Source organism: Streptomyces sp. NPDC045956, from assembly GCF_056430705.1.
On sequence record NZ_JBWKKZ010000016.1, the window covers coordinates 24,110 to 48,739 of the forward strand.

21 protein-coding genes are annotated in these 24,630 nt (G+C 70.7%); 18 read left to right on the top strand and 3 right to left on the bottom strand.

All coding sequences use genetic code 11. The features are described from left to right. Window positions 1-18: 18 nt before the first annotated feature. Genes AC07FV_RS32415 through AC07FV_RS32425 form a run of 3 tightly spaced genes read left to right on the top strand, consistent with a single transcriptional unit; the run spans window position 19 to window position 4,159 of the window. Complete coding sequence (locus tag AC07FV_RS32415) at window positions 19-2,274, top strand: bifunctional polysaccharide deacetylase/glycosyltransferase family 2 protein (RefSeq protein WP_479091183.1); 2,256 nt, start codon at window positions 19-21, stop codon at window positions 2,272-2,274. Then, on the top strand, window positions 2,274-3,440 hold the full coding sequence (locus AC07FV_RS32420) for an acyltransferase family protein (RefSeq protein ID WP_479091185.1): 1,167 nt from the start codon (window positions 2,274-2,276) through the stop codon (window positions 3,438-3,440). The genes AC07FV_RS32415 and AC07FV_RS32420 overlap by 1 nt, the downstream gene beginning before the upstream one ends. Before the next feature lie 23 nt (window positions 3,441-3,463). Further along, window positions 3,464-4,159: a demethylmenaquinone methyltransferase gene (locus tag AC07FV_RS32425; RefSeq protein ID WP_479091186.1), complete on the top strand. Its 696-nt coding sequence runs from the start codon at window positions 3,464-3,466 to the stop codon at window positions 4,157-4,159. A 36-nt stretch (window positions 4,160-4,195) separates the two neighbouring features. On the opposite strand, the gene AC07FV_RS32430 is transcribed toward AC07FV_RS32425, so the two are convergent. After that, the gene (locus tag AC07FV_RS32430; protein ID WP_479091188.1) at window positions 4,196-4,756 is read right to left on the bottom strand and encodes a GNAT family N-acetyltransferase; all 561 of its coding nucleotides are present in this window, start codon (window positions 4,754-4,756) and stop codon (window positions 4,196-4,198) included. 99 nt (window positions 4,757-4,855) lie between these two features. Between AC07FV_RS32430 and AC07FV_RS32435 the strand changes: the two genes are divergently transcribed. Next, window positions 4,856-6,139, top strand: a complete 1,284-nt coding sequence (locus AC07FV_RS32435; protein ID WP_383646975.1) for a geranylgeranyl reductase family protein — start codon at window positions 4,856-4,858, stop codon at window positions 6,137-6,139. On the opposite strand, the gene def is transcribed toward AC07FV_RS32435, so the two are convergent. Then, window positions 6,140-6,805 carry a peptide deformylase gene (gene def, locus AC07FV_RS32440; protein ID WP_479091190.1) on the bottom strand — a complete coding sequence of 222 codons (666 nt, stop codon included), beginning with the start codon at window positions 6,803-6,805 and terminating at the stop codon, window positions 6,140-6,142. Window positions 6,806-6,934: 129 nt separating this feature from the next. Beyond that, window positions 6,935-7,774, bottom strand: coding sequence for a C40 family peptidase (locus AC07FV_RS32445; RefSeq protein WP_356609232.1), 840 nt, complete (start codon window positions 7,772-7,774; stop codon window positions 6,935-6,937). Between the two features lie 754 nt (window positions 7,775-8,528). Between AC07FV_RS32445 and AC07FV_RS32450 the strand changes: the two genes are divergently transcribed. The 14 genes from AC07FV_RS32450 to nuoN are packed head-to-tail and all read left to right on the top strand — an operon-like array spanning window position 8,529 to window position 24,628. Then, window positions 8,529-8,888, top strand: coding sequence for an NADH-quinone oxidoreductase subunit A (locus AC07FV_RS32450; protein ID WP_003974383.1), 360 nt, complete (start codon window positions 8,529-8,531; stop codon window positions 8,886-8,888). A gap of 12 nt (window positions 8,889-8,900) precedes the next feature. Beyond that, entirely contained in the window at window positions 8,901-9,455 is a 555-nt protein-coding gene (locus tag AC07FV_RS32455; RefSeq protein WP_005313804.1) for a NuoB/complex I 20 kDa subunit family protein, read from the top strand. Next, window positions 9,452-10,207 carry an NADH-quinone oxidoreductase subunit C gene (locus AC07FV_RS32460; protein ID WP_479091191.1) on the top strand — a complete coding sequence of 252 codons (756 nt, stop codon included), beginning with the start codon at window positions 9,452-9,454 and terminating at the stop codon, window positions 10,205-10,207. The genes AC07FV_RS32455 and AC07FV_RS32460 overlap by 4 nt, the downstream gene beginning before the upstream one ends. After that, the gene (locus AC07FV_RS32465; protein WP_479091193.1) at window positions 10,204-11,538 is read left to right on the top strand and encodes an NADH-quinone oxidoreductase subunit D; all 1,335 of its coding nucleotides are present in this window, start codon (window positions 10,204-10,206) and stop codon (window positions 11,536-11,538) included. The genes AC07FV_RS32460 and AC07FV_RS32465 overlap by 4 nt, the downstream gene beginning before the upstream one ends. Then, window positions 11,535-12,407, top strand: coding sequence for an NADH-quinone oxidoreductase subunit NuoE (gene nuoE / locus AC07FV_RS32470; protein ID WP_479091194.1), 873 nt, complete (start codon window positions 11,535-11,537; stop codon window positions 12,405-12,407). Before AC07FV_RS32465 ends, nuoE begins: the two co-directional genes overlap by 4 nt. Continuing rightward, entirely contained in the window at window positions 12,404-13,756 is a 1,353-nt protein-coding gene (nuoF, locus tag AC07FV_RS32475; protein WP_479091195.1) for an NADH-quinone oxidoreductase subunit NuoF, read from the top strand. The genes nuoE and nuoF overlap by 4 nt, the downstream gene beginning before the upstream one ends. Beyond that, entirely contained in the window at window positions 13,753-16,257 is a 2,505-nt protein-coding gene (locus tag AC07FV_RS32480; protein ID WP_479091196.1) for an NADH-quinone oxidoreductase subunit G, read from the top strand. The genes nuoF and AC07FV_RS32480 overlap by 4 nt, the downstream gene beginning before the upstream one ends. Next, on the top strand, window positions 16,254-17,642 hold the full coding sequence (gene nuoH, locus AC07FV_RS32485; protein WP_479091198.1) for an NADH-quinone oxidoreductase subunit NuoH: 1,389 nt from the start codon (window positions 16,254-16,256) through the stop codon (window positions 17,640-17,642). Before AC07FV_RS32480 ends, nuoH begins: the two co-directional genes overlap by 4 nt. Then, the gene (gene nuoI / locus AC07FV_RS32490; protein WP_383646998.1) at window positions 17,635-18,276 is read left to right on the top strand and encodes an NADH-quinone oxidoreductase subunit NuoI; all 642 of its coding nucleotides are present in this window, start codon (window positions 17,635-17,637) and stop codon (window positions 18,274-18,276) included. The genes nuoH and nuoI overlap by 8 nt, the downstream gene beginning before the upstream one ends. Further along, complete coding sequence (locus tag AC07FV_RS32495; protein WP_479091199.1) at window positions 18,273-19,130, top strand: NADH-quinone oxidoreductase subunit J; 858 nt, start codon at window positions 18,273-18,275, stop codon at window positions 19,128-19,130. The genes nuoI and AC07FV_RS32495 overlap by 4 nt, the downstream gene beginning before the upstream one ends. Then, window positions 19,127-19,426 (top strand): NADH-quinone oxidoreductase subunit NuoK, encoded by a 300-nt coding sequence (nuoK, locus tag AC07FV_RS32500; protein WP_003974374.1) that lies wholly within the window; start codon window positions 19,127-19,129, stop codon window positions 19,424-19,426. Before AC07FV_RS32495 ends, nuoK begins: the two co-directional genes overlap by 4 nt. 14 nt (window positions 19,427-19,440) lie before the next feature. Beyond that, window positions 19,441-21,405 carry an NADH-quinone oxidoreductase subunit L gene (gene nuoL, locus AC07FV_RS32505; protein WP_479091200.1) on the top strand — a complete coding sequence of 655 codons (1,965 nt, stop codon included), beginning with the start codon at window positions 19,441-19,443 and terminating at the stop codon, window positions 21,403-21,405. A gap of 5 nt (window positions 21,406-21,410) precedes the next feature. Then, a complete protein-coding gene (locus AC07FV_RS32510) occupies window positions 21,411-22,982 on the top strand; it encodes an NADH-quinone oxidoreductase subunit M (protein ID WP_356609212.1) in 1,572 nt (523 codons plus the stop codon). Continuing rightward, window positions 22,979-24,628, top strand: coding sequence for an NADH-quinone oxidoreductase subunit NuoN (gene nuoN, locus AC07FV_RS32515; RefSeq protein WP_479091201.1), 1,650 nt, complete (start codon window positions 22,979-22,981; stop codon window positions 24,626-24,628). Before AC07FV_RS32510 ends, nuoN begins: the two co-directional genes overlap by 4 nt. Window positions 24,629-24,630: the final 2 nt, after the last annotated feature.

Sequence of the window (24,630 nt, forward strand, 5' to 3'; positions counted from 1 at the left end):
CGGGAACGCCCTCACCCCATGACCACGCCCCCACCCCCCTCCCCGCCCGCCCGGCGCCGCCGCCGCGCCCCCTCCCGCATCGAGCGGGCCGCCGGCCGGGCCGCCGCGCTGCAACGCCCGCGCGTCCTCCTCGCCCTGCTGCTCCTGCTCGCGCTGACCTGCGTGATGCTGCTCGACGGCTATCTGCGCGCCGAGGTCGGCGGCGACCAGCGCGTCCGCACCGGCGCCAGTGCGAGCGACGTACCCGAGGAGGTCCTCGACGGCGGGCCGATCCTCACCTTCCCCGGCGGACAGGCCACCACCGTCTCCGTCCCGGACAAGACGATCGCCCTGACCTTCGACGACGGCCCCGACCCCACCTGGACGCCGCAGGTGCTGGAGATCCTGGAGAAGTACGACGTGCCCGGCACGTTCTTCCTGGTCGGCTCGATGATCGCGCGTTACCCGGGCATCGTCGAGGACCTGGTCGAGCAGGGCAACGAGGTGGGCGTCCACACCTTCACCCACATCGACCTCTCCTACCAGAGCGAGTCCCGCGTCACCCGGGAGATCGAGCAGACCCAGCTAGCCCTCGCGGGCGCGGCCGGCATCACGACCACCCTGTTCCGGGCGCCCTACTCCTCCCAGACCGACGCCATCGACAACTACAGCTGGCCCGTCTACGAGCAGCTCGGCGAGGACGGCTACACCAGCGTCTTCATCGACACCGACAGCGACGACTGGAAGCGCCCCGGCGTCTCGAAGATCGTCGAGTGGGCGACTCCGGAGGACGACGAGGGGGCCTCCGTCCTCTTCCACGACTCCGGCGGCGAGCGGTCGCAGACGATCGAGGCGCTGCCGAAGTACATCGAGAAGATGCAGGCGAAGGGCTACACCTTCACCACCATCAGCGGCGTCATGGCGGAGCAGCAGCCCGCCGCCGGGCCCGCCGGGCAGGCGGGCGGCGCGTCCGGTCCCGGGGGCGGCGGCCTCCAGGCGGCCCACCACGAGGCCACCGGCACCACCCTCTACGAGGGCAAGGCGCTCGTCGCGGCCGTCGCCGTCGCGGAGTGGGTGGTGCCGGCGCTGTCGGCCGGACTCGTCGTCGTGGGCGTGGCCGTCCTGGGCCGCTTCGGGCTGATGCTGCTCCTCGCCCGCCGCCACCACCGGCAACGCAACAGACGCCGCTTCAGCTGGGGCCCGCCGGTGACCGGTCCGGTGAGCGTGATCGTGCCGGCGTACAACGAGAAGGAGTGCATCGCGGCCACCCTCCGCTCCCTGGCGGCCAGCACCCACCCGATCGAGGTCGTCGTCGTGGACGACGGCTCGACGGACGGCACCGCCGAGATCGCCGAGTCCCTGGGCCTGCCGGGCGTGCGGGTCGTCCGGCAGGCGAACGCGGGCAAGCCGGCCGCCCTCGACAACGGCGTGCGGCACGCCCGGTACGACATCGTCGTGATGATGGACGGCGACACCGTCTTCGAGCCGGACACCGTACGGCACCTCGTGCAGCCCTTCGCCGACCCGGCCGTCGGCGCGGTCGCGGGCAACGCCAAGGTCGGCAACCGGCGCACCCTCATCGGCGCCTGGCAGCACATCGAGTACGTGATGGGCTTCAACCTGGACCGGCGCATGTACGACCTTCTGCGCTGCATGCCGACCATCCCCGGTGCGATCGGCGCGTTCCGTCGCGAGGCGGTGCTCCGGGCCGGCGGCATGAGCGACGACACCCTCGCCGAGGACACCGACATCACCATCGCCCTGCACCGCGCCGGATGGCGGGTCGTCTACCAGGAGCACGCCCGGGCCTGGACGGAGGCGCCGGGCTCTTTGAAGCAGCTCTGGTCGCAGCGCTACCGCTGGTCCTACGGCACCATGCAGGCGCTGTGGAAGCACCGCGGCTCCCTGACCGACAAGGGGCCGTCGGGCCGCTTCGGGCGGGTCGGCATGCCGCTGGTCGTGCTCTTCCAGGTCGTCACGCCGGTCTTCGCGCCGCTCATCGACGTGTTCACCGTCTACTCGATGCTCTTCGTCGACTTCCGGGCGGCCCTGCTCGCCTGGCTGGCGGTCCTCGCCGTGCAGCTCGGGTGCGCGGCCTACGCCTTCCGCCTCGACCGGGAGAAGTACCGGTACCTACTGATGATGCCGCTCCAGCAGCTGGCGTACCGGCAAATGATGTACCTCGTCCTCATCCACTCCTGCGTCACCGCCCTCACCGGCGGCCGGCTGCGCTGGCAGAAGCTGAAGCGGACGGGCGAGGTGGGGACGCCGGCCGGGCCCTCGGGAGCCCGGTGATGGGCGCGCACGGCAAGGGGGCGGCCCGCCGCGCCCCCGCCGCGGACGCGCCGCCCGCCACCGACGTAGGGCAGACCGTCGTACCGCCGACCGCGACCGCCGTGCGACCCCCCGCGACCGGCGCCCGGGACGGCTGCTTCGACGCCCTGCGCGCCCTCGCCCTCGTCCGGGTCGTCGCCTACCACGCCTTCGGCTGGCCGTGGGCCGGGCTGGTGTTCCCCTCCATGGGCGTCATGTTCTGCCTGGCCGGCACCCTGATGGCCCGGTCGCTCCGGCGTCCCGCCGCGACGGTGGTCCGGGCCCGGCTGCGCCGCCTGCTGCCGCCGCTGTGGTGCTGGGGGGTCTTCGTGGTGGGCGCGATGCTGGTGCGCGGCTGGATGCCGGGGTGGCAGATCGTCTTCTGGGTCGTGCCGCTCGGCGACCCGCCGGGCAGCGCCTGGGCCGAGCAGGCCTGGGAGATCCTCTGGTACCTGCGGACGTACCTGTGGCTGGTGCTGCTCTCCCCGCTCCTGCTGCGGGTGTTCCGGCTCGCTCCGGTGCCGGTGCTGCTGCTGTCCCTCGCCCCGGTCGTCGCCTTGCAGTGCGTGGGGCGGCCGCCGGACGACCGCCTCGGGACCGGGCTCCTCGACCTCGCGACGTACCTCTTCTGCTGGCTCCTGGGCTTCGCGCACCACGACGGGGTGCTGGGGCGCCTCAGGCCGGCCGCGGTCGTCGCCCTGTCCTGCGCCGCCCTCGCCTGCGGCGGCTGGTACGCGTTCGCCCACCGCGCGGAGTACGGCACGTACGACCTCGACGACATCCCGCTCGCCCAGGCCTTCTGGTCGGCCGGGTTCGTGACGCCGCTGATGTACGCGAGGGCCCGCCTCGGCACCCGCCGCCGCGCCCGGCTCACCCGGTGGCGGTGGCGGTGGCGGTGGCCCGCCCGGCTGGTGGGGCTCCTCAACGCGCGGGCCGTCACGGTCTACCTCTGGCACGAGATCGCCCTGGTGGCCGCCGTCCCGCTGATCGACCGGCTCTGGGACGTGCCTGCCTTCGAGGCGTACCTGCCCCTGGACAGCCAGTGGTTCCTGCTGGGGGTGGCCTGGGCCCTCATCGCGGTCTTCGTGCTGCTGTTCGGCTGGGTCGAGGACGTCGCCGCGCGGAGGAGGCCGCGCCTGCTGCCCTGAGCCCGTGCTGCAACAATGGGCCCGTGACCCGCGCTTCCCTGAACAAGCAGCCGCACGAAGTCGCCTCGATGTTCGACCACGTCGCGCAGCGGTACGACCTGACGAACGCCGTGCTCTCGCTCGGCCAGGACCGGGCGTGGCGCAAGGAGGTCGCCAGAGCCGTCGACGCCCGCCCCGCGCAGAAGATCCTCGACCTCGCGGCCGGCACGGCGACGTCCTCCCTGCCCTTCGCCCGCACGGGGGCCTACGTCGTCCCGTGCGACTTCTCCCTCGGCATGCTCCAGGTCGGCAAGGAGCGGCACTCCTGGCTGCCGTTCACCGCGGGCGACGCGACCCGGCTGCCGTTCGCGGACGACGCCTTCGACGCGGTCACCATCTCCTTCGGGCTGCGCAACGTGCAGGACACGGACGCCGCGCTGCGCGAGATGTACCGGGTGACGCGGCCGGGCGGCCGGGTCGTCATCTGCGAGTTCTCGCACCCGACCTGGACGCCGTTCCGGACCGTCTACACCGAGTACCTGATGCGCGCCCTGCCGCCGGTGGCCCGCGCGGTGTCGTCCAACCCCGACGCGTACGTCTACCTCGCCGAGTCCATCCGCGCCTGGCCCGACCAGCCTGCACTCGCCCGGCTCCTGGGCGAGGCCGGCTGGTCCAGGGTGGCGTACCGGAACCTGACCGGCGGCGTGGTGGCGCTGCACCGCGCCTTCAAGGAGAGCTGAGGCCGCGCGGCGCGGCGGGCCGGCCACGCCCCTGCTTCAACTGCGACGCTGTGACACGCCCTGCGGCAGGTCACCGGCGTCGTCCGTCCGCGGCAGGGGCAGCCGGTAGCAGTGCCCCTGGCGCGCGGAGACCGGCGTCGTGAAGACCTCGGAGAGCCGCATGCCCAGCCGCTCCGTGACCGCGATCGACCGGGCGTTGCGCGCGTCGACCATCGCCACGACCTCGGCCACGCCCGCGGCCCGCACCCGCTCCAGCGTCTGCCGGGCCGCCGCCGTGACGTACCCCTTGCCCCAGTGCTCCCGGCCGAGGCGCCAGCCGATCTCGATCTCGCCCTGGGGCCCCCATTCCCCCGGCCACGGCTGGGCGCCGGTGAAGCCGACCACCCGGCCGTCCTCGTCCACCATCGTCCACAGGCAGAAGCCGTGCTCGGCGTCGTGCCGGCGCTGGCGGGCGGTGAGCTCCTCGTAGACGGACAGCTCCGCGGACCTCCCGCCGTGGAACTCCATGACGTCCGGGTCGTCGAAGATCCGGTGCCAGGCGAAGGCGTCCTCGTCGGTGGGGACGCGCAACCGTACAACGGGCAGAGCTCGGTTCACTGGGCAGCCCTTCAGCCGGGTGATCGGTGACGCTGAATAGACTGCCCATGTCCAGTGCCCGCCGGCACGCAGATTCCGAATCTCTGGGGAGATCCCGCCGTGACCGAGCCCCTCTCCGACCACACCGCCGATGTGATCGTCGTGGGCGCGGGGCCAGCCGGCTCCACGACCGCGTACCACCTGGCCAAGGCGGGACTCGACGTCCTCCTGCTGGAGAAGACCGCCTTCCCACGGGAGAAGGTCTGCGGCGACGGCCTCACCCCGCGCGCGGTCAAGCAGCTCGTCGCCATGGGGATCGACATCTCCGAGGAGGCCGGCTGGCTGCGCAACAAGGGCCTGCGCATCATCGGCGGCGGCTCCCGCCTCCAGCTCGACTGGCCGGATCTGGCCTCCTTCCCCGACTACGGGCTCGTCCGCAAGCGCGACGACTTCGACGACCAGCTCGCCCGGCAGGCCCAGAAGGCCGGCGCGCGTCTGTACGAGCGCTGCAACGTCGGCGCCCCGATCGTCGACGACCGCACCGGCCGCATCACCGGCGTCCACGCCAAGCTCGGGGAGGAGAAGCGCGAGGCCACCTTCCACGCGCCGCTGGTCGTGGCCGCCGACGGCAACTCCACGCGGCTGTCCCTGGCGATGGGCCTGCACCGCCGCGAGGACCGCCCGATGGGCGTCGCGGTCCGCACGTACTTCACCTCGCCCCGCCACGACGACGACTACCTGGAGTCCTGGCTGGAGCTGTGGGACCGCCGGGGCGCACAGGACCGCCTCCTGCCGGGCTACGGCTGGATCTTCGGCATGGGCGACGGCACCTCGAACGTGGGCCTCGGCGTGCTGAACACCTCCTCGTCCTTCAAGGAGATCGACTGGCGCGAGATCCTCAAGGCCTGGTGCGCCTCCATGCCGGAGGACTGGGGCTACACCCCGGACAACATGACCGGCCCGATCCGCGGCGCCGCCCTGCCCATGGCCTTCAACCGCCAGCCGCACTACACCAAGGGCCTGCTGCTCGTCGGTGACGCCGGCGGCCTGGTGAACCCCTTCAACGGCGAGGGCATCGCCTACGCCATGGAGTCCGGCCAGATCGCCGCCGACGTCATCGTCCAGGCCCACGCCCGGGCCACGCCGGCCCAGCGCGAGATCGCCCTCCAGCGCTACCCGCGCGTCCTGAAGGACACCTACGGCGGCTACTACACGCTGGGCCGCGCCTTCGTGAAGCTCATCGGCAACCCGAAGGTCATGCAGATCGCGACCCAGCGCGGCCTCACCCACCCCATCCTGATGAAGTTCACCCTCAAGATGCTCGCCAACCTGACCGACCCGACGGGCGGCGACGCGATGGACCGCATCATCAACGGGCTGAGCAAGGTCGCGCCGAAGGCGTGATCAGCCCCGGGGCGGGCGGGGCCGGGTGAGGTCCCCGGCCGCCCCGTCGAGGGCGCGGGCGTGGGCGGCCCGGCGGGCGAGGACCTCCTCGCGCCGGTCCGCCGACTGCCGCAGCGCCGCCTTCCGGTCGCGCGCGGAGAGCCGGTCCACGTAGACGTGCCCGTCCAGGTGGTCGGTCTCGTGGGCCAGGCAGCGCGCGAAGTACCCGGTGCCCTCGACGAGGAGCGGGGCGCCGTCCCTGTCGAGGCCCCGGACGACGGCCCGGTCGGGCCGCGGGACGCTCATCGTGGCGCCCGGCACCGACAGGCAGCCCTCGCCCTCGTCGAGCAGCCGCCGCGCGGCGGGACCGAGGGGGTCCGGCACCGGATTGACGATGTGCCCGACATGTCGGACACCGTCGTCGTCCAGGCAGTCGTAGACGAACAGGCGCAGGCCGACGCCCACCTGATTCGCCGCCAGGCCGGCCCCCTCCGCCACGTACATCGTGCGGAACATGTCGTCGACGAGCGCGGCGAGGTCAGGACCGAACTCGGTGACGTCCCGGCACGGCTTGTGCAGCACCTCCTCGCCGAACTCCGTGATCCGCCGCACCGACCCACGCAGGGCCTCCGGTGCGAGCGGGGGACAGGACGCGACGGGCCGCCCCTGTACGAACACACTGGGCATGACGTTCTCTCCTTCGGCTCGCGGACGGGCCGGGGGGAGCCGGCCCGCGCCGAGCATGCCAGGAGAGCCCGAAGGGCCGCAGCCCCCGAGCGGCTGCGGCCCTTGCGGTACGTGCTGTGCGGCGTCCGGCTACAGGACGCGGACCGCGCCGCTCGGCGGGTCGTACGACAGCGACGCCTTGACGACGCCGGTGGAGGAGTTCTGCGCGCCGACGAACATGCCGTCGCCGACGTAGATGCCCACGTGGTACGCGCTGCCCGCGCCGCCCCAGTAGAGGATGTCGCCGGGCTGGAGGTTGTCGAGGCCCACCTGGGTGCCGGCGGTCGACTGGTCCTGGGAGACCCGCGGGAGGCTGATGCCCACCTGCTTGAAGGCGGCCTGCACGAGACCCGAGCAGTCGTAGGCGGACGGCCCGGTGGCACCGGAGACGTACGCCTTGCCGACCTGGGCCTGCGCGAACGCGACGACCGCGGCGGCGGAACCGGTGGCCGTGGACGTGCTGGTGCTGCCGGCGCTGGTGCTGCCCGTGCTGTCCGAGGACCCGGTGTCCGCGGAGGCGCTCAGGGTGGCGCGCTCGGCGCTGCGGGCGGCGCGCTCGGCGGCCGCCTTGCGCTCGGCCTCCTCGGCCTTCTTCTTCTCCTCCGCGGCCTTCTTCTTGGCCTGCGCGAGGTCCGCCTTGGCCTGCTTCGCCGCCTTCGCGGCGGCCGCGTCGCGCTCGGCCACCAGCTCGTAGTTCGCGGCCGCCTGCTGCGTGGCGTCCGCGGACTGGGCGACCTGAGCGGCCAGGTCGGCCGTCAGGGTGGGCAGTTCGAGGGTCTGCGTCACCGGTTCTGCCGCGTGGGCCGAACCCGACGCCCCGGCCACTGCCAGGGTGCTGAGGACGCCACCGGCAACTCCGGCCCGCATCGCGATGGTCGACGCGCTGCGGCGGGGCTTCCGGTGGCTGCGTATGTGAGCGGTGTGGGACATAGGGACAACCGGTATCAGGAGCTCCTCCATACCTTCAAGAAACGTGGGCTGCGCCACAGTTGTTCAATCGGGCCCCGAATCCCGGGCGTGTCGCTCCTTATTGACGCCCTAACGGACATTGCGGGCGGTCCGTAACCGGCCTGTGATCACGGCCTTTGATCGTTACGCCCGAATTGCCCCGCGCTTACCACTGGTTGAGGCAGTTGGCCAAGCCCGGTTCTCAGACGCCTCTCATGGATGTGGCACAGGTCACGGAACGGTTGCCCCGCCTGCCGCGTCCGTGGCGCGCGTCTCGCGTGTCGCGGAGTTCGTGAACGCGTGCACGTGTCCACATCGCACCGGCTCCTCCCTCTCATGTGTGAACGCGTCCTCTATCAAGTGATCGTGTCCGGCGCCAGTTTGCATGCAAGGGAAGCATCTTGATATGGAGACGCCCACTCGCGCACCCCTCTGGCCAGCGGCGACGATCGAAATTGTCACCTCTGGTGATCACCTGAACGCTTCTTGTGTGAAGATCACCGCTCATCCGACTTCATGATCCTTCGTCAGGTGGTGGAGATCACAAAGCTTGTGCAATACCCCGTGTCGCAGATCACAGAGCGGCAGGCATAGGATGCGAGGCAGTTGGGCTTGTGACCTGCTTCACATGTTCGCGATCTTCGCCGGGACGGGCGGGGCTCGTGCGGCTGACGGGGCGGCTGTGAGTCCAGTGCAACCGCCAGCAGTCAGTGCCGACTGAGAGGAGCGAGGAGCGGTGAACGCGTATGCGCCCATCCTCGTACTGGGAGCCCTCGGGGCAGGCTTTGCGATCTTCTCCGTGGTCATGGCCACGCTGATCGGTCCGAAGCGGTACAACCGGGCGAAGCTCGAGGCCTACGAGTGCGGCATCGAGCCGACCCCCACGCCGGCCGGCGGCGGGCGCTTCCCCATCAAGTACTACCTGACGGCGATGCTCTTCATCATCTTCGATATCGAGATCGTCTTCCTCTACCCCTGGGCCGTCACCTTCGACGCCCTGGGGATTTTCGGGCTCGTGGAGATGCTGCTCTTCGTGCTCACCGTCTTCGTCGCGTACGCGTACGTATGGCGGCGCGGCGGCCTGGAATGGGACTGAGGGGCCATTGACATGGGACTCGAAGAAAAACTGCCGAGCGGCTTCCTGCTGACCACCGTCGAGCAGGCCGCGGGCTGGGTGCGCAAGTCGTCCGTCTTCCCCGCCACGTTCGGCCTCGCCTGCTGTGCCATCGAGATGATGACCACCGGCGCCGGCCGCTACGACCTGGCGCGCTTCGGCATGGAGGTCTTCCGCGGATCGCCGCGGCAGGCGGACCTGATGATCGTCGCGGGCCGGGTCAGCCAGAAGATGGCGCCGGTGCTGCGGCAGGTCTACGACCAGATGCCGAACCCGAAGTGGGTGATCTCCATGGGGGTCTGCGCCTCCTCGGGCGGCATGTTCAACAACTACGCGATCGTCCAGGGCGTCGACCACATCGTCCCGGTCGACATCTATCTCCCCGGCTGCCCGCCGCGGCCCGAGATGCTGATGGACGCCATCCTCAAGCTCCACCAGAAGATCCAGGGCTCCAAGCTCGGCGTGAACGCCGAGGAAGCGGCCCGGGAGGCGGAGGAAGCGGCGCTCAAGGCCCTGCCCACGATCGAGATGAAGGGGCTGCTGCGGTGAGCGACGCGAACAACACCGCGGGTGACGCGGAGGGGGTCAACCCCGAGAAGGAGCTGTCCGCGGAGAACCTCCCGGGCCAGCGCGGCCAGGGCGGCGAGGAGATCCGCGTCCAGCGCGGGATGTTCGGCGCGGACAACGGCGGCGACACCTCCGGCTACGGCGGCCTGGTCCGCTCGGTGCGGCTGCCCGGACCGGCGAGCAGGCCCTACGGCGGCTGGTTCGACGAGGTCGCCGACGAGCTGGAGGGCGCGCTGGAGGAGCAGGACCTCCTGCCCGCCAACGCGATCGGGAAGACGGTCGTCGACCGGGACGAGCTGACCTTCCACATCGAGCGCGAGCACCTGGTCCGCGTCGCCCGCACCCTGCGCGACGACCCGGCCCTGCGCTTCGAGCTGTGTACCGGCGTCAGCGGCGTCCACTACCCGCACGACAAGGGCCGGGAGCTGCACGCCGTCTACCACCTGCGCTCGATCACCCACAACCGGCTGATCCGCCTCGAAGTCAGCGCCCCCGACAGCGACCCGCACATCCCGTCGCTGGTCCCCGTCTACCCGACGAACGACTGGCACGAGCGCGAGACGTACGACTTCTTCGGCATCGTCTTCGACGGTCACCCGGCCCTGACGCGGATCATGATGCCGGACGACTGGCAGGGCTTTCCGCAGCGCAAGGACTATCCCCTCGGCGGCATCCCCGTCGAGTACAAGGGCGCCCAGATCCCGGCTCCGGACCAGCGGAGGTCGTACTCGTGAGCAGCACACAGTCAGCGTCCGCGGCCTCGGCGCGCGAGACCACCGAGGGCACCGTCTACACGGTCACCGGTGGCGACTGGGACGAGGTCGTCCAGTCCGCGGCCCGCGCCGACGACGAGCGCATCGTCGTCAACATGGGCCCCCAGCACCCGTCCACCCACGGCGTGCTCCGCCTGATCCTGGAGATCGACGGCGAGACGGTCACCGAGGCCCGCTGCGGCATCGGCTACCTGCACACCGGCATCGAGAAGAACCTCGAGTACCGGACCTGGACGCAGGGCACCACGTTCGTGACGCGCATGGACTACCTGACGCCGTTCTTCAACGAGACGGCGTACTGCCTGGGCGTCGAGAAGCTCCTCGGCGTCGAGGACCAGATCCCGGACCGGGCCTCGGTCATCCGGGTCCTGCTGATGGAGCTGAACCGGCTCTCCTCGCACCTGGTCTGCATCGCCACCGGCGGCATGGAGCTGGGCGCCACCACAATCATGATCTACGGCTTCCGAGACCGCGAACTGATCCTCGACATCTTCGAGCTGATCACCGGCCTGCGGATGAACCACGCGTTCATCCGGCCGGGCGGACTCGCCCAGGACCTGCCGCCCGGCGCGGTGGACCAGATCCGCGAGTTCGTGAAGACGATGCGGAAGAACCTCCCGGAGTACGACAAGCTCGCCACCGGGAACCCCATCTTCAAGGGCCGCATGCAGGACGTCGGCTACCTGGACCTGGCCGGCTGCATGGCCCTCGGCGCCACCGGCCCGGTCCTGCGCTCCACCGGCCTCCCGCACGACCTGCGCAAGAGCCAGCCGTACTGCGGCTACGAGACGTACGACTTCGACGTCCCGACCGCCGACACCTGCGACTCCTACGGCCGCTTCCTGATCCGGCTGGAGGAGATGCGCCAGTCGCTGCGGATCGTCGAGCAGTGCCTGGACCGGCTCCAGCCCGGCCCGGTCATGGTCGCGGACAAGAAGATCGCCTGGCCCGCCCAGCTCGCCCTGGGCCCGGACGGGCTCGGCAACTCCCTCGACCACATCAAGAAGATCATGGGCACCTCCATGGAGGCCCTGATCCACCACTTCAAGCTGGTCACCGAGGGCTTCCGCGTACCGCCGGGACAGGCGTACACGGCGGTCGAGTCGCCCAAGGGCGAGCTGGGGGTGCACGTCGTGTCCGACGGCGGCACCCGCCCCTTCCGGGTCCACTTCCGCGACCCGTCCTTCACCAACCTTCAGGCCATGGCGGCGATGTGCGAGGGCGGCCAGGTCGCCGACGTCATCGTCGCCGTGGCATCCATCGACCCCGTGATGGGAGGCGTCGACCGGTGACCACCTCTTCTTCGGAGCGGGGCGTCAGCCTGGGCATGCCGGAACTGCCCGCGCCCGCCTACCCGGACGACGTCCGGGCCCGGCTGGAGACCGACGCGCGCGAGGTCATCGCCCGCTACCCGGACTCCCGGTCCGCCCTCCTGCCCCTGCTGCACCTCGTGCAGTCGGAGGAGGGCCACGTCACACGCACCGGCATGCGGTTCTGCGCGGACGTGCTCGGCCTCACCACGGCCGAGGTGACCGCGGTCGCCACCTTCTACTCCATGTACCGGCGCCGGCCGAGCGGCGACTACCAGGTCGGCGTCTGCACCAACACGCTCTGCGCGGTCATGGGCGGCGACGCGCTCTTCGAGTCCCTCCAGGAGCACCTGGGCGTCGGCAACGGCGAGACCACCGAGGACGGCAAGGTCACGCTGGAGCACATCGAGTGCAACGCGGCCTGCGACTTCGCACCGGTCGTGATGGTGAACTGGGAGTTCTTCGACAACCAGACCCCGGCGAGCGTCCGGCGCCTCGTCGACGACCTGCGCGCGGGACGGACGGTCACGCCCACCCGGGGCGCACCCCTGTGCACCTTCAAGGAGACCGCCCGCATCCTGGCGGGCTTCCCCGACGAGCGGGACGGCGCCGTCGCGGCCGGCGGCAGCGCGGGTCCCGCCTCCCTGGCCGGGCTGAAGCTGGCCAGGGGAGAGGCGACCGCCGCGCGCGTGGTGCACCCGCGGGACGGCGGGCCGCACGACGCGTCGCAGGACCGTGCCCCGCACGACCCGTCCCCGACGGAACACCTCAGCTCGCACGACGCGCCGCAGGACACATCGGCGTCCGACCCTTCCCACCCGGCAGGGCCCACCGCCGAGGAGGGGGAGTGATGACCGTGGCAGCCGAGATCAAGGACACCAGCCCGGAGAAGCTGCTCGCACCCGTGCTGTCGGCCTTCTGGGACGAGGACGAGTCCTGGACCCTGGACGTCTACCGGAGGCACGAGGGGTACGAGGGGCTCCGCAAGGCGCTGGCGATGTCGCCGGACGACCTGATCGCGTACGTCAAGGAATCAGGTCTGCGCGGACGCGGCGGCGCCGGCTTCCCGACGGGGATGAAGTGGCAGTTCATTCCCCAGGGGGACGGCAAGCCCCACTATCTTGTTGTCAACGCCGACGAGTCGGAGCCGGGGACCTGCAAGGACATCCCGCTCCTCTTCGCGAACCCGCACAGCCTCATCGAGGGCATGATCATCGCGTGCTACGCCATCAGGTCGTCGCACGCCTTCATCTACCTGCGTGGCGAAGTCGTCCCCGTACTGCGGCGGTTGCACGAGGCCGTGCGCGAGGCCTACGCGGCCGGCTTCCTCGGCGAGAACATCCTGGGCAGCGGACTCGACCTCGACATCACCGTGCACGCGGGCGCGGGCGCGTACATCTGCGGTGAGGAGACCGCACTGCTCGACTCGCTCGAAGGCCGCCGGGGTCAACCGCGGCTCCGTCCCCCCTTCCCCGCCGTGGCCGGCCTCTACGCCTGCCCCACTGTGGTGAACAACGTCGAGTCGATCGCGTCCGTTCCCGCGATCCTCAACAAGGGCAAGGACTGGTTCAGGTCGATGGGCAGCGAGAAGTCCCCGGGCTTCACGCTCTACTCGCTCAGCGGCCACGTCGCGGGCCCCGGCCAGTACGAGGCGCCGCTCGGCATCACGCTGCGCCAGCTCCTCGACATGAGCGGCGGCATGCGCCCCGGCCACCGGCTGAAGTTCTGGACCCCGGGCGGCTCCTCGACGCCGATGTTCACCGACGAGCACCTCGACGTCCCCCTCGACTACGAGGGAGTGGGCGCCGCGGGCTCCATGCTCGGCACCAAGGCGCTCCAGTGCTTCGACGAGACGACCTGCGTCGTGCGCGCCGTCACCCGCTGGACCGAGTTCTACGCCCACGAGTCCTGCGGCAAGTGCACGCCCTGCCGCGAGGGCACCTACTGGCTCGTCCAGTTGCTGCGCGACATCGAGGCCGGCAAGGGCGCCATGTCCGACCTCGACAAGCTGAACGACATCGCCGACAACATCAACGGCAAGTCCTTCTGCGCCCTCGGCGACGGTGCCGCCTCGCCGATCTTCTCCTCGCTCAAGTACTTCCGCGAGGAGTACGAGCAGCACATCACGGGCCGCGGCTGCCCCTTCGACCCGGCCAGGTCGACGGCCTGGGCGGACCACCGTACGGAGGTGAACGCATGACTGTGACCACCAGCTCTCCCTCCGGCGGGGGAGAGGCGGCGGTCCCGCCGGAGGACCTCGTGTCGCTGACGATCGACGGCGTCGAGATCAGCGTGCCCAAGGGCACCCTGGTCATCCGGGCCGCCGAGCAGCTCGGCATCGAGATCCCCCGCTTCTGCGACCACCCCCTCCTCGACCCGGCCGGCGCCTGCCGCCAGTGCATCGTCGAGGTCGAGGGCCAGCGCAAGCCCATGGCGTCCTGCACCATCACCTGCACGGACGGGATGGTGGTGAAGACCCACCTCACCTCGCCCGTCGCGGAGAAGGCACAGCACGGTGTGATGGAGCTGCTCCTCATCAACCATCCGCTGGACTGCCCGGTCTGCGACAAGGGCGGCGAGTGCCCGCTGCAGAACCAGGCCATGTCCCACGGCCAGGCCGACTCCCGCTTCGAGGGGAAGAAGCGGACCTACGAGAAGCCCGTGCCGATCTCCACGCAGGTGCTCCTCGACCGCGAGCGGTGCGTGCTGTGCGCCCGCTGCACCCGGTTCTCCAACCAGGTCGCGGGCGACCCGATGATCGAGCTGATCGAGCGCGGCGCGCTCCAGCAGGTCGGCACCGGCGAGGGCGACCCCTTCGAGTCGTACTTCTCCGGCAACACCATCCAGATCTGCCCGGTCGGCGCGCTCACCTCGGCGGCCTACCGGTTCCGCTCCCGCCCCTTCGACCTGATCTCCTCGCCGTCGGTGTGCGAGCACTGCTCCGGCGGCTGCGCGACCCGCACCGACCACCGGCGCGGCAAGGTCATGCGGCGCCTCGCGGCCGACGACCCCGAGGTCAACGAGGAGTGGATCTGCGACAAGGGCAGGTTCGGTTTCCGGTACGCGCAGCAGCGGGACCGGCTGACGACGCCCCTGGTGCGCAACGCCGAGGGCGACCTGGAACCGGCCTCCTGGCCGGAGGCGTTGCAGATCGCCGCGCAGGGACTGCTCGCCTCGCGCGGCCGGACCGGTGTGCTGACCGGCGGCCGGCTCACCGTCGAGGACGCCTACGCGTACAGCAAGTTCGCGCGCGTGGCGCTCGACACCAACGACATCGACTTCCGCGCGCGCGTGCACAGCACCGAGGAGGCGGACTTCCTGGCCTCCCGGATCGCCGGCCGCGGCCTGGACCTCGACGGTACGGGCGTCACGTACACCGCGCTGGAGAAGGCCCCCGGTGTCCTGCTGGTCGGCTTCGAGTCCGAGGAGGAGGCGCCCGGCGTCTTCCTGCGGCTGCGCAAGGCCTGGCGGGGACACGGGCAGAAGGTGTTCGCCCTGGCCACCCACGCCACGCGGGGACTGGAGAAGGCCGGCGGCACGCTGCTGCCCGCCGCTCCCGGCACCGAGACCGAGTGGCTGGACGCGCTCGCGAGCGGGGCCGGTCTCGCGGACGACGGAGCACGGGCCGCCGAGGCGCTGCGCGCCCAGGGGGCCGTGATCGTGGTCGGCGAGCGGCTGGCGTCCGTGGCCGGCGGTCTGACCGCCGCCGTACGGACCGCCGCCGCGACCGGCGCCCGGCTGGTGTGGATCCCGCGCCGGGCCGGTGAGCGCGGTGCCGTCGAGGCGGGCGCGCTGCCGTCGCTGCTGCCGGGCGGGCGCCCGGCGACCGACCCGCGCGCGCGTGAGGAGGTCGCCGCCGTCTGGGGCCTGGCCGACCTTCCGCACCGCTACGGGCGCGACACCGGCGAGATCGTCGAGGCCGCCGCCCGGGGCGAGTTGCAGGCGCTGCTGGTGGCGGGCGTGGAGGTCACCGACCTGCCCGACCCGGCACGTGCGCGTGCGGCCCTGGCCGAGGCCGGGTTCGTGGTGTCGCTGGAGCTGCGGCCCAGCGAGGTCACCGCCCTCGCCGACGTCGTCCTGCCGGTCGCGGCGGTCGCCGAGAAGGCCGGGACCTTCCTGAACTGGGAGGGCCGGGTGCGCTTCTTCGAGGCCGCGCTCAAGCCCGACCAGATGACCCGCCGCCTCGCGCCCACCGACGCCCGCGTCCTCCAGATGCTGGCCGACGCCATGGACGTGCACCTGGGCCTGCCGGACCTGCGCACCACGCGCGCGGAGATCGACCGGCTCGGTCCCTGGGGCGGGCCGCGGGCCACCGAGCCGCTGCATACCGCGGGCGCGCTGCCCCGGCCGGCCGCCGGAGAGGCCGTACTGGCCGGGCACCGGTTGCTGCTCGACCAGGGTGTCCTCCAGCAGGGCGACGAGGCGCTCGCCGGCACCCGGCACGCCGCCCGCGCGCGCCTGTCGGCCGCCACGGCCGCCGAGGCGGGCGTCAAGGACGGCGACCTCCTGGCGGTGACCGGCCCCGCCGGGGCCGTCGAACTCCCGCTCCAGGTCACCGAGATGCCCGACCGCGTGGTCTGGCTCCCGCTGAACTCGGCCGGCTCCGGCGTCGCCTCGGACGCCGGGGCGCTGCCCGGCTCCCTCGTCCGCATCGGCCCGGCGACGCTCGCGGGCACGGCCCCCAAGGAGGTGGAGGCATGAGCCCGTACCTCGCCGCGGAAGACCTCTCGATGTTCGGCACCGACCCCTGGTGGCTGGTCGTCGTCAAGGCGGTGTTCTGCTTCGCCTTCCTGATGATCACCGTGCTGTTCTCCATCGTGTGGGAGCGCAAGGTCGTCGCCTGGATGCAGCTGCGCATCGGCCCGAACCGGCACGGGCCCTGGGGCATGCTCCAGTCGCTCGCCGACGGCATCAAGCTGATGCTCAAGGAAGACCTCGTCGTCAAGCGCGCGGACAAGGCCGTGTACGTCCTCGCGCCGATCGTCGCGGCCATCCCGGCCTTCATGGCGATCGCCGTGATCCCCTTCGGCCCGGCCGGCAACGAGGTCTCGGTCTTCGGCCACCGCACCGCCATGCAGCTCACCGACCTGCCGATCGCGATGCTGTTCATCCTGGCGGTCGCCTCGGTCGGCATCTACGGCATCGTGCTCGCGGGCTGGAGCTCCGGCTCGACGTACCCGCTCCTGGGCGGCCTGCGGTCCTGCGCGCAGATGATCTCCTACGAGATCGCGATGGGCGCCGCGTTCGCCTCGGTGTTCCTCTACTCGGGGTCGATGTCGACCTCGGAGATCGTCTCCCAGCAGACCGACCGCTGGTACATCCTGCTGCTGCCGGTCTCCTTCATCCTCTACATCGTCACGATGATCGGCGAGACCAACCGCGCCCCCTTCGACATGCCGGAGTCCGAGGGCGACCTGGTGGGCGGCTTCAACACCGAGTACTCGTCGATCAAGTTCGCGATGTTCATGCTCGCCGAGTACGTGAACATGGTGACGGTCTCGGCGGTCGCCACCACCCTCTTCCTCGGCGGCTGGCGGGCCCCCTGGCCGGTCAGCACCTTCTGGGAGGGCGCCAACCACGGCTGGTGGCCGCTGCTCTGGTTCGTGGTCAAGGTCCAACTGCTGCTGTTCTTCTTCATCTGGCTGCGCGGCACGCTCCCCCGGGTCCGCTACGACCAGCTGATGAAGCTCGGCTGGAAGGTCCTCATCCCGGTCTCCCTGGTCTGGCTGATGCTGGTCGCCACGGTCCGGGCGCTGCGCAACGAGAACTACGACTTCGCCGAGATCGCCCTCTACATCGGCGGCGGCGTGCTGGTCCTGCTGCTGCTCTCCTTCGTCGTGGACATGTACCGCGACAAGGGCGGTAAGGGCGAGGGCCCCGACGGGGGCGAGGCCGGGGAGCCGGCCGGCTTCGACCCGATGGCCGGCGGGTTCCCCGTACCGCCGCTGCCCGGACAGGAGTTGCCGCCGGTGCCCAGGCGCCGTCCGCGCCGGGAGCGGGAGCTGATTGTCAGTGGCGGGCCCGATACTCAGAGTGACGCATCTCTGGGCGGATCTACGGATGGAAAGGAGGCGTCCGATGGCTGAGGAACCGAAGGAGACCACCCCCGGTTTCCAGAACCCCGTGGCCGGCTTCGGCGTGACCTTCAAGGCCATGTTCAAGAAGCGGCTGACCGAGCAGTACCCGGAGCAGGAGAAGACCACCGCTCCGCGATTCCACGGACGGCACCAGCTCAACCGCCATCCGGACGGCCTGGAGAAGTGCGTCGGCTGCGAGCTGTGCGCCTGGGCGTGTCCCGCCGACGCCATCTACGTGGAGGGCGCGGACAACACCGACGAGGAGCGCTACTCGCCGGGCGAGCGGTACGGCCGCGTCTACCAGATCAACTACGCCCGCTGCATCCTGTGCGGCCTGTGCATCGAGGCGTGCCCCACGCGTGCGCTGACGATGACCAACGAGTTCGAGCTGGCCGACTCCAGCCGCGCCAACCTCATCTTCACCAAGGACCAGCTGCTCGCCGGTCTGGAGGAGGGCATGGTCGACTCGCCCCACGCCATCTACCCGGGCACGGACGAGCAGGACTACTACCGCGGCCTGGTCACCGAGGCGGCCCCCGGCACCGAGCAGCAGGTGGCGCACTCCAAGGGCGAGGTCGTCCAGGAGGGCGACTCGACCTTCGGCGGGACCGAACCGGCGTCGGAGGGGGTGGTCCGCCGATGACCGGTCAGCTCGCCGCCGCGGCGACGCTCTCCGCCGGCACCTCCACCGGAGAGGCCGTCCAGTTCTGGATCCTCGGCACCGTCGCGGTGATCGGCGCCCTGTGCACCGTCTTCATGCGGAAGGCCGTGCACAGCGCGCTCTGCCTCGCCGGGACCATGATCGTCCTGGCGGTGTTCTACCTCGCCAACGGCGCCTACTTCCTCGGCATCGTGCAGATCGTCGTCTACACCGGCGCGATCATGATGCTGTTCCTCTTCGTGGTGATGCTCGTCGGCGTCACCGCGGCGGACTCCCTGAAGGAGACCATCAAGGGCCAGCGCTGGCTGGCCCTGCTGTCCGGGCTCGGCTTCGGCATCCTCCTGATCGGCGGCATCGGCAACGCGTCCGTCTCGGAGTTCACCGGCCTCGCCCAGGCGAACGCGAACGGCAACGTGGAGGGCATCGCCTCCCTCATCTTCACCAAGTACGTGTTCGCCTTCGAGATCACCGGCGCCCTGCTCATCACGGCCGCCGTCGGCGCCATGGTGCTCACCCACCGGGAGCGCACCGAGCGGGCCGCGACCCAGCGCGAGCTGTCCGAACGGCGCGTCCGCGAGGGCACGCACCTGCCGCCGCTCCCCGCCCCCGGCGTCTACGCCCGGCACAACGCGGTCGACATCGCGGGCCTGCTGCCCGACGGCACCCCGTCCGAGCTCACCGTCAGCAAGACGCTGCGCGAGCGGGGCCAGATCCGCGACGTGTCCACGGAGGCGCTGAGCGATCTGAAGGCCCTGGAGCAGCGGGCCGAGGAACGCCTGGAGCGCAGGCCGGTCGAGCCGGCCGACGGCAAGCGGTCGGAGGAGGCGTCGAAGTGAACCCCGTCAACTACCTGTATCTCGCGGCCCTGCTGTTCACCATCGGCGCCACCGGCGTGCTGATCCGGCGCAACGCGATCGTGGTCTTCATGTGCATCGAGCTGATGCTCAACGCCTGCAACCTCGCGTTCGTCGCCTTCTCCCGCATGCACGGCAACCTGGACGGCCAGATCATCGCCTTCTTCACGATGGTCGTGGCCGCCGCGGAAGTCGTGGTCGGGCTCGCGATCATCGTGTCGCTGTTCCGTTCCCGCCACTCGGCCTCGGTCGACGACGCCAGCCTGATGAAGCTGTGAGGGGTCGCTGAATCGTGGAAAATCTGATTGCGCTGCTGGTGGCGGCGCCCTTGCTCGGAGCGGCGGTGCTGCTGTGCGGCGGACGCCGGCTGGACGCCGTCGGCCACTGGATCGGCACCCTGCTGGCCGCCGCGTCCTTCGTGATCGGCGTCGTCCTCTTCGCCGACATGCTCGGCAGCGGCGCCGAGGACCGCACCCTGACGCAGCACCTGTTCAGCTGGATCCCGGTGGAGGGTTTCCAGGCCGACGTCGCCTTCCGGCTCGACCAGCTGTCGATGACGTTCGTCCTGCTGATCACCGGCGTCGGCTCGCTGATCCACCTGTACTCGGTCTCGTACATGGAGCACGACGAGCGGCGCCGCCGCTTCTTCGGCTACCTGAACCTGTTCCTCGCGGCGATGCTGCTGCTCGTCCTCGCCGACAACTACCTGCTGCTGTACGTCGGCTGGGAGGGCGTCGGTCTCGCCTCCTACCTGCTGATCGGCTTCTGGCAGCACAAGCCGAGTGCCGCGACCGCCGCGAAGAAGGCCTTCCTGGTCAACCGCGTCGGTGACATGGGCCTGTCCATCGCGATCATGCTGATGTTCCTGTGGTTCGGCACCTTCGCCTTCGGGCCGGTGCTCGGCGGCCACGGGGAGGCGGGGCTCGCGGGCTCGGCCGACGAGGGCAAGCTGACCGCGATCGCCCTGATGCTGCTGCTCGCCGCCTGCGGCAAGTCCGCGCAGGTCCCGCTCCAGTCCTGGCTCGGGGACGCGATGGAGGGCCCGACCCCGGTCTCCGCCCTCATCCACGCCGCGACCATGGTGACGGCGGGCGTGTACCTGATCGTCCGCTCCGGCGCGATCTTCAACGGCGCGCCCGACGCCCAGCTGGTCGTCGTCATCGTCGGCGCGGTCACGCTGCTCTTCGGTGCGATCGTCGGTTGCGCCAAGGACGACATCAAGAAGGCGCTGGCCGGGTCGACGATGTCGCAGATCGGCTACATGGTGCTGGCGGCGGGCCTCGGTCCGATCGGCTACGTCTTCGCGATCATGCACCTGGTGACGCACGGCTTCTTCAAGGCCGGGCTCTTCCTCGGCGCCGGCTCCGTCATGCACGGCATGAACGACGAGGTCGACATGCGCCGCTACGGCGGCCTGCGCAAGTACATGCCGGTCACCTTCGTCACCTTCGGCCTCGGCTACCTCGCCATCATCGGCTTCCCGGGCCTGTCCGGCTTCTTCTCCAAGGACATGATCATCGAGTCGGCCTTCGCCAAGGGCGGCACCGAGGGCTGGATCCTCGGCGGCGTGGCCCTGCTGGGCGCGGCCATCACCGCGTACTACATGACGCGCGTGATGCTGATGACGTTCTTCGGCGAGGAGCGCTGGCGCCAGGCTCCGACGCCGTCGCCCGCGGCCCCCGACGTGGAGCCCGCGGCGGAGACCCGCGGCACGTACACGCCGCCGCACCCGCACGAGTCGCCGAAGCTCATGACGATCCCGATGATCGTCCTGGCCGTCGGCTCGGTGTTCGGCGGCGCGTTCTTCAGCATCGGCGACCGCTTCGTGCACTGGCTGGAGCCCATCACCGGGCACGACCACGGGCACGCGCCGATCAGCGCCCTGACGGTCACGATCTCCACGGTCGCCGTGATGGTCATCGGCGTGGCGGCCGCCTGGGCGCAGTACGGCCGCCGTCCGGTCCCGGCCGTCGCCCCGCGCGGTTCGCTGCTCACCCGGGCCGCGCGGCGCGACCTGCTCCAGGACGACTTCAACCACGTCGTCCTGGTCCGCGGCGGCGAGCACCTCACGCGCTCGCTGGTCTACGTCGACCACACCCTGGTCGACGGGGTCGTCAACGGCACGGCGGCCTCGGTCGGCGGCCTGTCCGGGCGGATGCGCAAGCTGCAGAACGGGTTCGCGCGCAGCTACGCGGTCTCGATGTTCGGCGGTGCGGCGGTCCTCGTCGCCGCGACCCTGCTGATGAGGGCGGTCTGATACCGATGTCCTTTCCCCTGCTGACGCTCACGGCGGCGCTCCCGGCCGTCGGCGCCATCGCCACGGCCGCCGTGCCGGCCGCGAAACGCACGGTGGCCAAGTGGCTGGCGCTGCTCGTCTCGCTGGGCACGCTGGCGCTGGCGATCGCGGTGCTGGTCCGCTTCGACCCCGGCGGCGACCGGTACCAGCTCACCGAGTCCCACTCCTGGATCGCCGACTTCGGCGTCCGGTACGAACTGGGCGTGGACGGCATCGCGGTGGCGCTCATCGCGCTGACCGCCCTGCTGATCCCGTTCATCATCCTCGCGGGCTGGCACGACGCCGACCCCCTGGAGACCGGCAGCAGCCGGTGGCGGCCGACCCAGGGCTTCTTCGCCCTGATCCTGGCCGTCGAGGCGATGGTGATCATCTCCTTCGAGGCCACCGACGTCTTCCTCTTCTACATCTTCTTCGAAGCCATGCTGATCCCGATGTACTTCCTCATCGGCGGCTTCGGGGACCGGGCCCACGAGCACGGGGAGAAGACGGCGGCGACGCAACGGTCGTACGCGGCCGTGAAGTTCCTCCTCTACAACCTGGCCGGCGGACTGATCATGCTGGCCGCGGTGATCGGGCTGTACGTGGTCGCCGGGAACTTCTCCCTCACCGAGATCGCCGCGGCCCGGGCCAGCGGTGAGCTGGACATGGCGACCAGCACCGAGCGGTGGCTGTTTCTCGGCTTCTTCCTCGCCTTCGCGGTGAAGGCGCCGCTGTGGCCGCTGCACACCTGGCTGCCCAACGCCATGCAGGAGTCGACCGCGCCGGTCGCCGTGCTCATCACGGCCGTCGTCGACAAGGTCGGCACCTTCGCGATGCTCCGCTTCTGCCTCCAGCTCTTCCCGGAGGCGAGCAAGTGGGCGACGCCGGTGATCCTGGTCCTGGCGGTCATCAGCATCATCTACGGCGCGCTGCTCGCGGTCGGCCAGCGCGACATCAAGCGGCTGATCGCCTACGCGTCGATCTCGCACTTCGGCTTCATCATCATGGGCATCTTCGCGATGACCAGCCAGGGCCAGTCCGGCGCGACGCTCTACATGGTCAATCACGGGATCTCCACCGCCGTGCTGATGCTGATCGCCGGCTTCCTGATCTCCCGGCGCGGCTCGCGGCTCATCGCCGACTACGGCGGAGTGCAGAAGGTCGCCCCGGTGCTCGCGGGCACCTTCCTGATCGGCGGTCTCGCGACGCTCTCCCTGCCGGGCCTCGCGCCCTTCGTCAGTGAGTTCCTGGTCCTGGTCGGCACGTTCACGCGCTATCCGGTGATCGGCATCATCGCCACCTTCGGCATCGTGCTCGCCGCGCTCTACACCCTCGTCCTCTACCAACGGACGATGACGGGCCCGGTGAAGCCCGAGGTGAGCGCCATGCCCGACCTGCGGGTGCGGGAGCTGGTGGTCGTGGCGCCGCTGGTGGCGCTGCTGATCTTCCTGGGCGTCTTCCCGAAGCCCCTCACGGACATCGTCAACCCCGCGGTGGAGCAGACCATGTCCGACGTACACAAGAAGGACCCCCAGCCTGAGGTGGAGGCGGCCAAGTGAGCGCAACAGCCGTCCACAGCCTGTGGACAACGGCGGCCGATCCGATCTCGAAGATCGACGCGCCGAAGATCGAGTACGGGCAGCTGTCGCCCACCCTGATCATCATCGGTGCGGCGATCGTCGGCATCCTGATCGAGGCCTTCGTACCGCGCAGGTCCCGCTACCACGTGCAGACGTTCGTGGCCGCCGTGGCGCTCGTCGCCGCGTTCGCCGCGGTCGTCGCCCTCGCGGCCGGCGGATACGGCACGACCAAGGCCGGCATCGCGGCGATGGGCGCCATCGCCGTCGACGGACCGGCCCTGTTCCTCCAGGGCACCATCCTGCTGGCGAGCCTGGTGGGCCTGTTCACCTTCGCCGAGCGGCGGCTCGACCCGGAGGCCCACGGCAACCGCGTCGACTCCTTCGCCGCGCAGGCCGCGGCCGTGCCGGGCAGCGAGAGCGAGCAGAAGGCGGTGAAGGCCGGGTTCACCACCACCGAGGTCTTCCCGCTGCTGATGTTCGCCGTCGCCGGCATGCTGGTCTTCCCGGCGGCCAACGACCTGCTGACCCTCTTCGTGGCCCTGGAGGTCTTCTCCCTCCCGCTGTACCTGCTGTGCGCGCTGGCCCGCCGCAAGCGGCTGATGTCGCAGGAGGCCGCGGTCAAGTACTTCCTGCTCGGCGCGTTCGCCTCCGCGTTCACCCTGTTCGGCATCGCCCTGCTCTACGGCTACGCGGGCTCCATGTCGTACGGCACGATCGCGCAGGTCGTCGACGGCACCGTCCAGAACGTCACCCCGGCGCTCGCCGACACCATGGGCAACGACGCGCTGCTGCTGGTCGGCGCCGCGCTGATCGTCATGGGCCTGCTGTTCAAGGTGGGCGCGGTGCCGTTCCACATGTGGACCCCGGACGTGTACCAGGGCGCGCCGACGCCGGTGACCGGCTTCATGGCGGCGGCCACCAAGGTCGCGGCCTTCGGCGCCCTGCTCCGCATCCTGTACGTCGTCCTGCCCGGCCTGCGCTGGGACTGGCGGCCGGTGATGTGGGCGGTGGCGATCGTCACCATGCTGGCCGGCGCGATCGTCGCCATCACGCAGACGGACATCAAGCGGCTGCTGGCGTACTCGTCGATCGCGCACGCGGGCTTCATCCTCGCCGGCGTCATCGCGACCACGCCGGACGGCATCTCGTCCGTCCTCTTCTACCTGGCCGCGTACTCCTTCGTGACGATCGGCGCCTTCGCGGTGGTCACGCTGGTGCGCGACGCGGGCGGCGAGGCGACGCACCTGTCGAAGTGGGCCGGGCTCGGGCGCAGGTCGCCCCTGGTGGCGGCCGTGTTCGCGGTGTTCCTGCTGGCCTTCGCGGGCATCCCGCTGACCTCCGGTTTCTCCGGGAAGTTCGCCGTGTTCAAGGCGGCGGCGGAGGGTGGCGCGGCACCGCTGGTCGTGATCGGTGTGATCTCGTCGGCGATCGCGGCGTTCTTCTACATCCGCGTGATCGTGCTGATGTTCTTCAGCGAGCCCCGGCCCGAGGGCCCGACCGTCGCGGTGCCGTCACCGCTGACGATGACGGCGATCGGCGTGGGCGTGGCGGTCACGGTGGTGCTCGGTGTCGCGCCGCAGTACTTCCTGGACCTGGCGGGACAGGCGGGCGTGTTCGTCCGCTGACC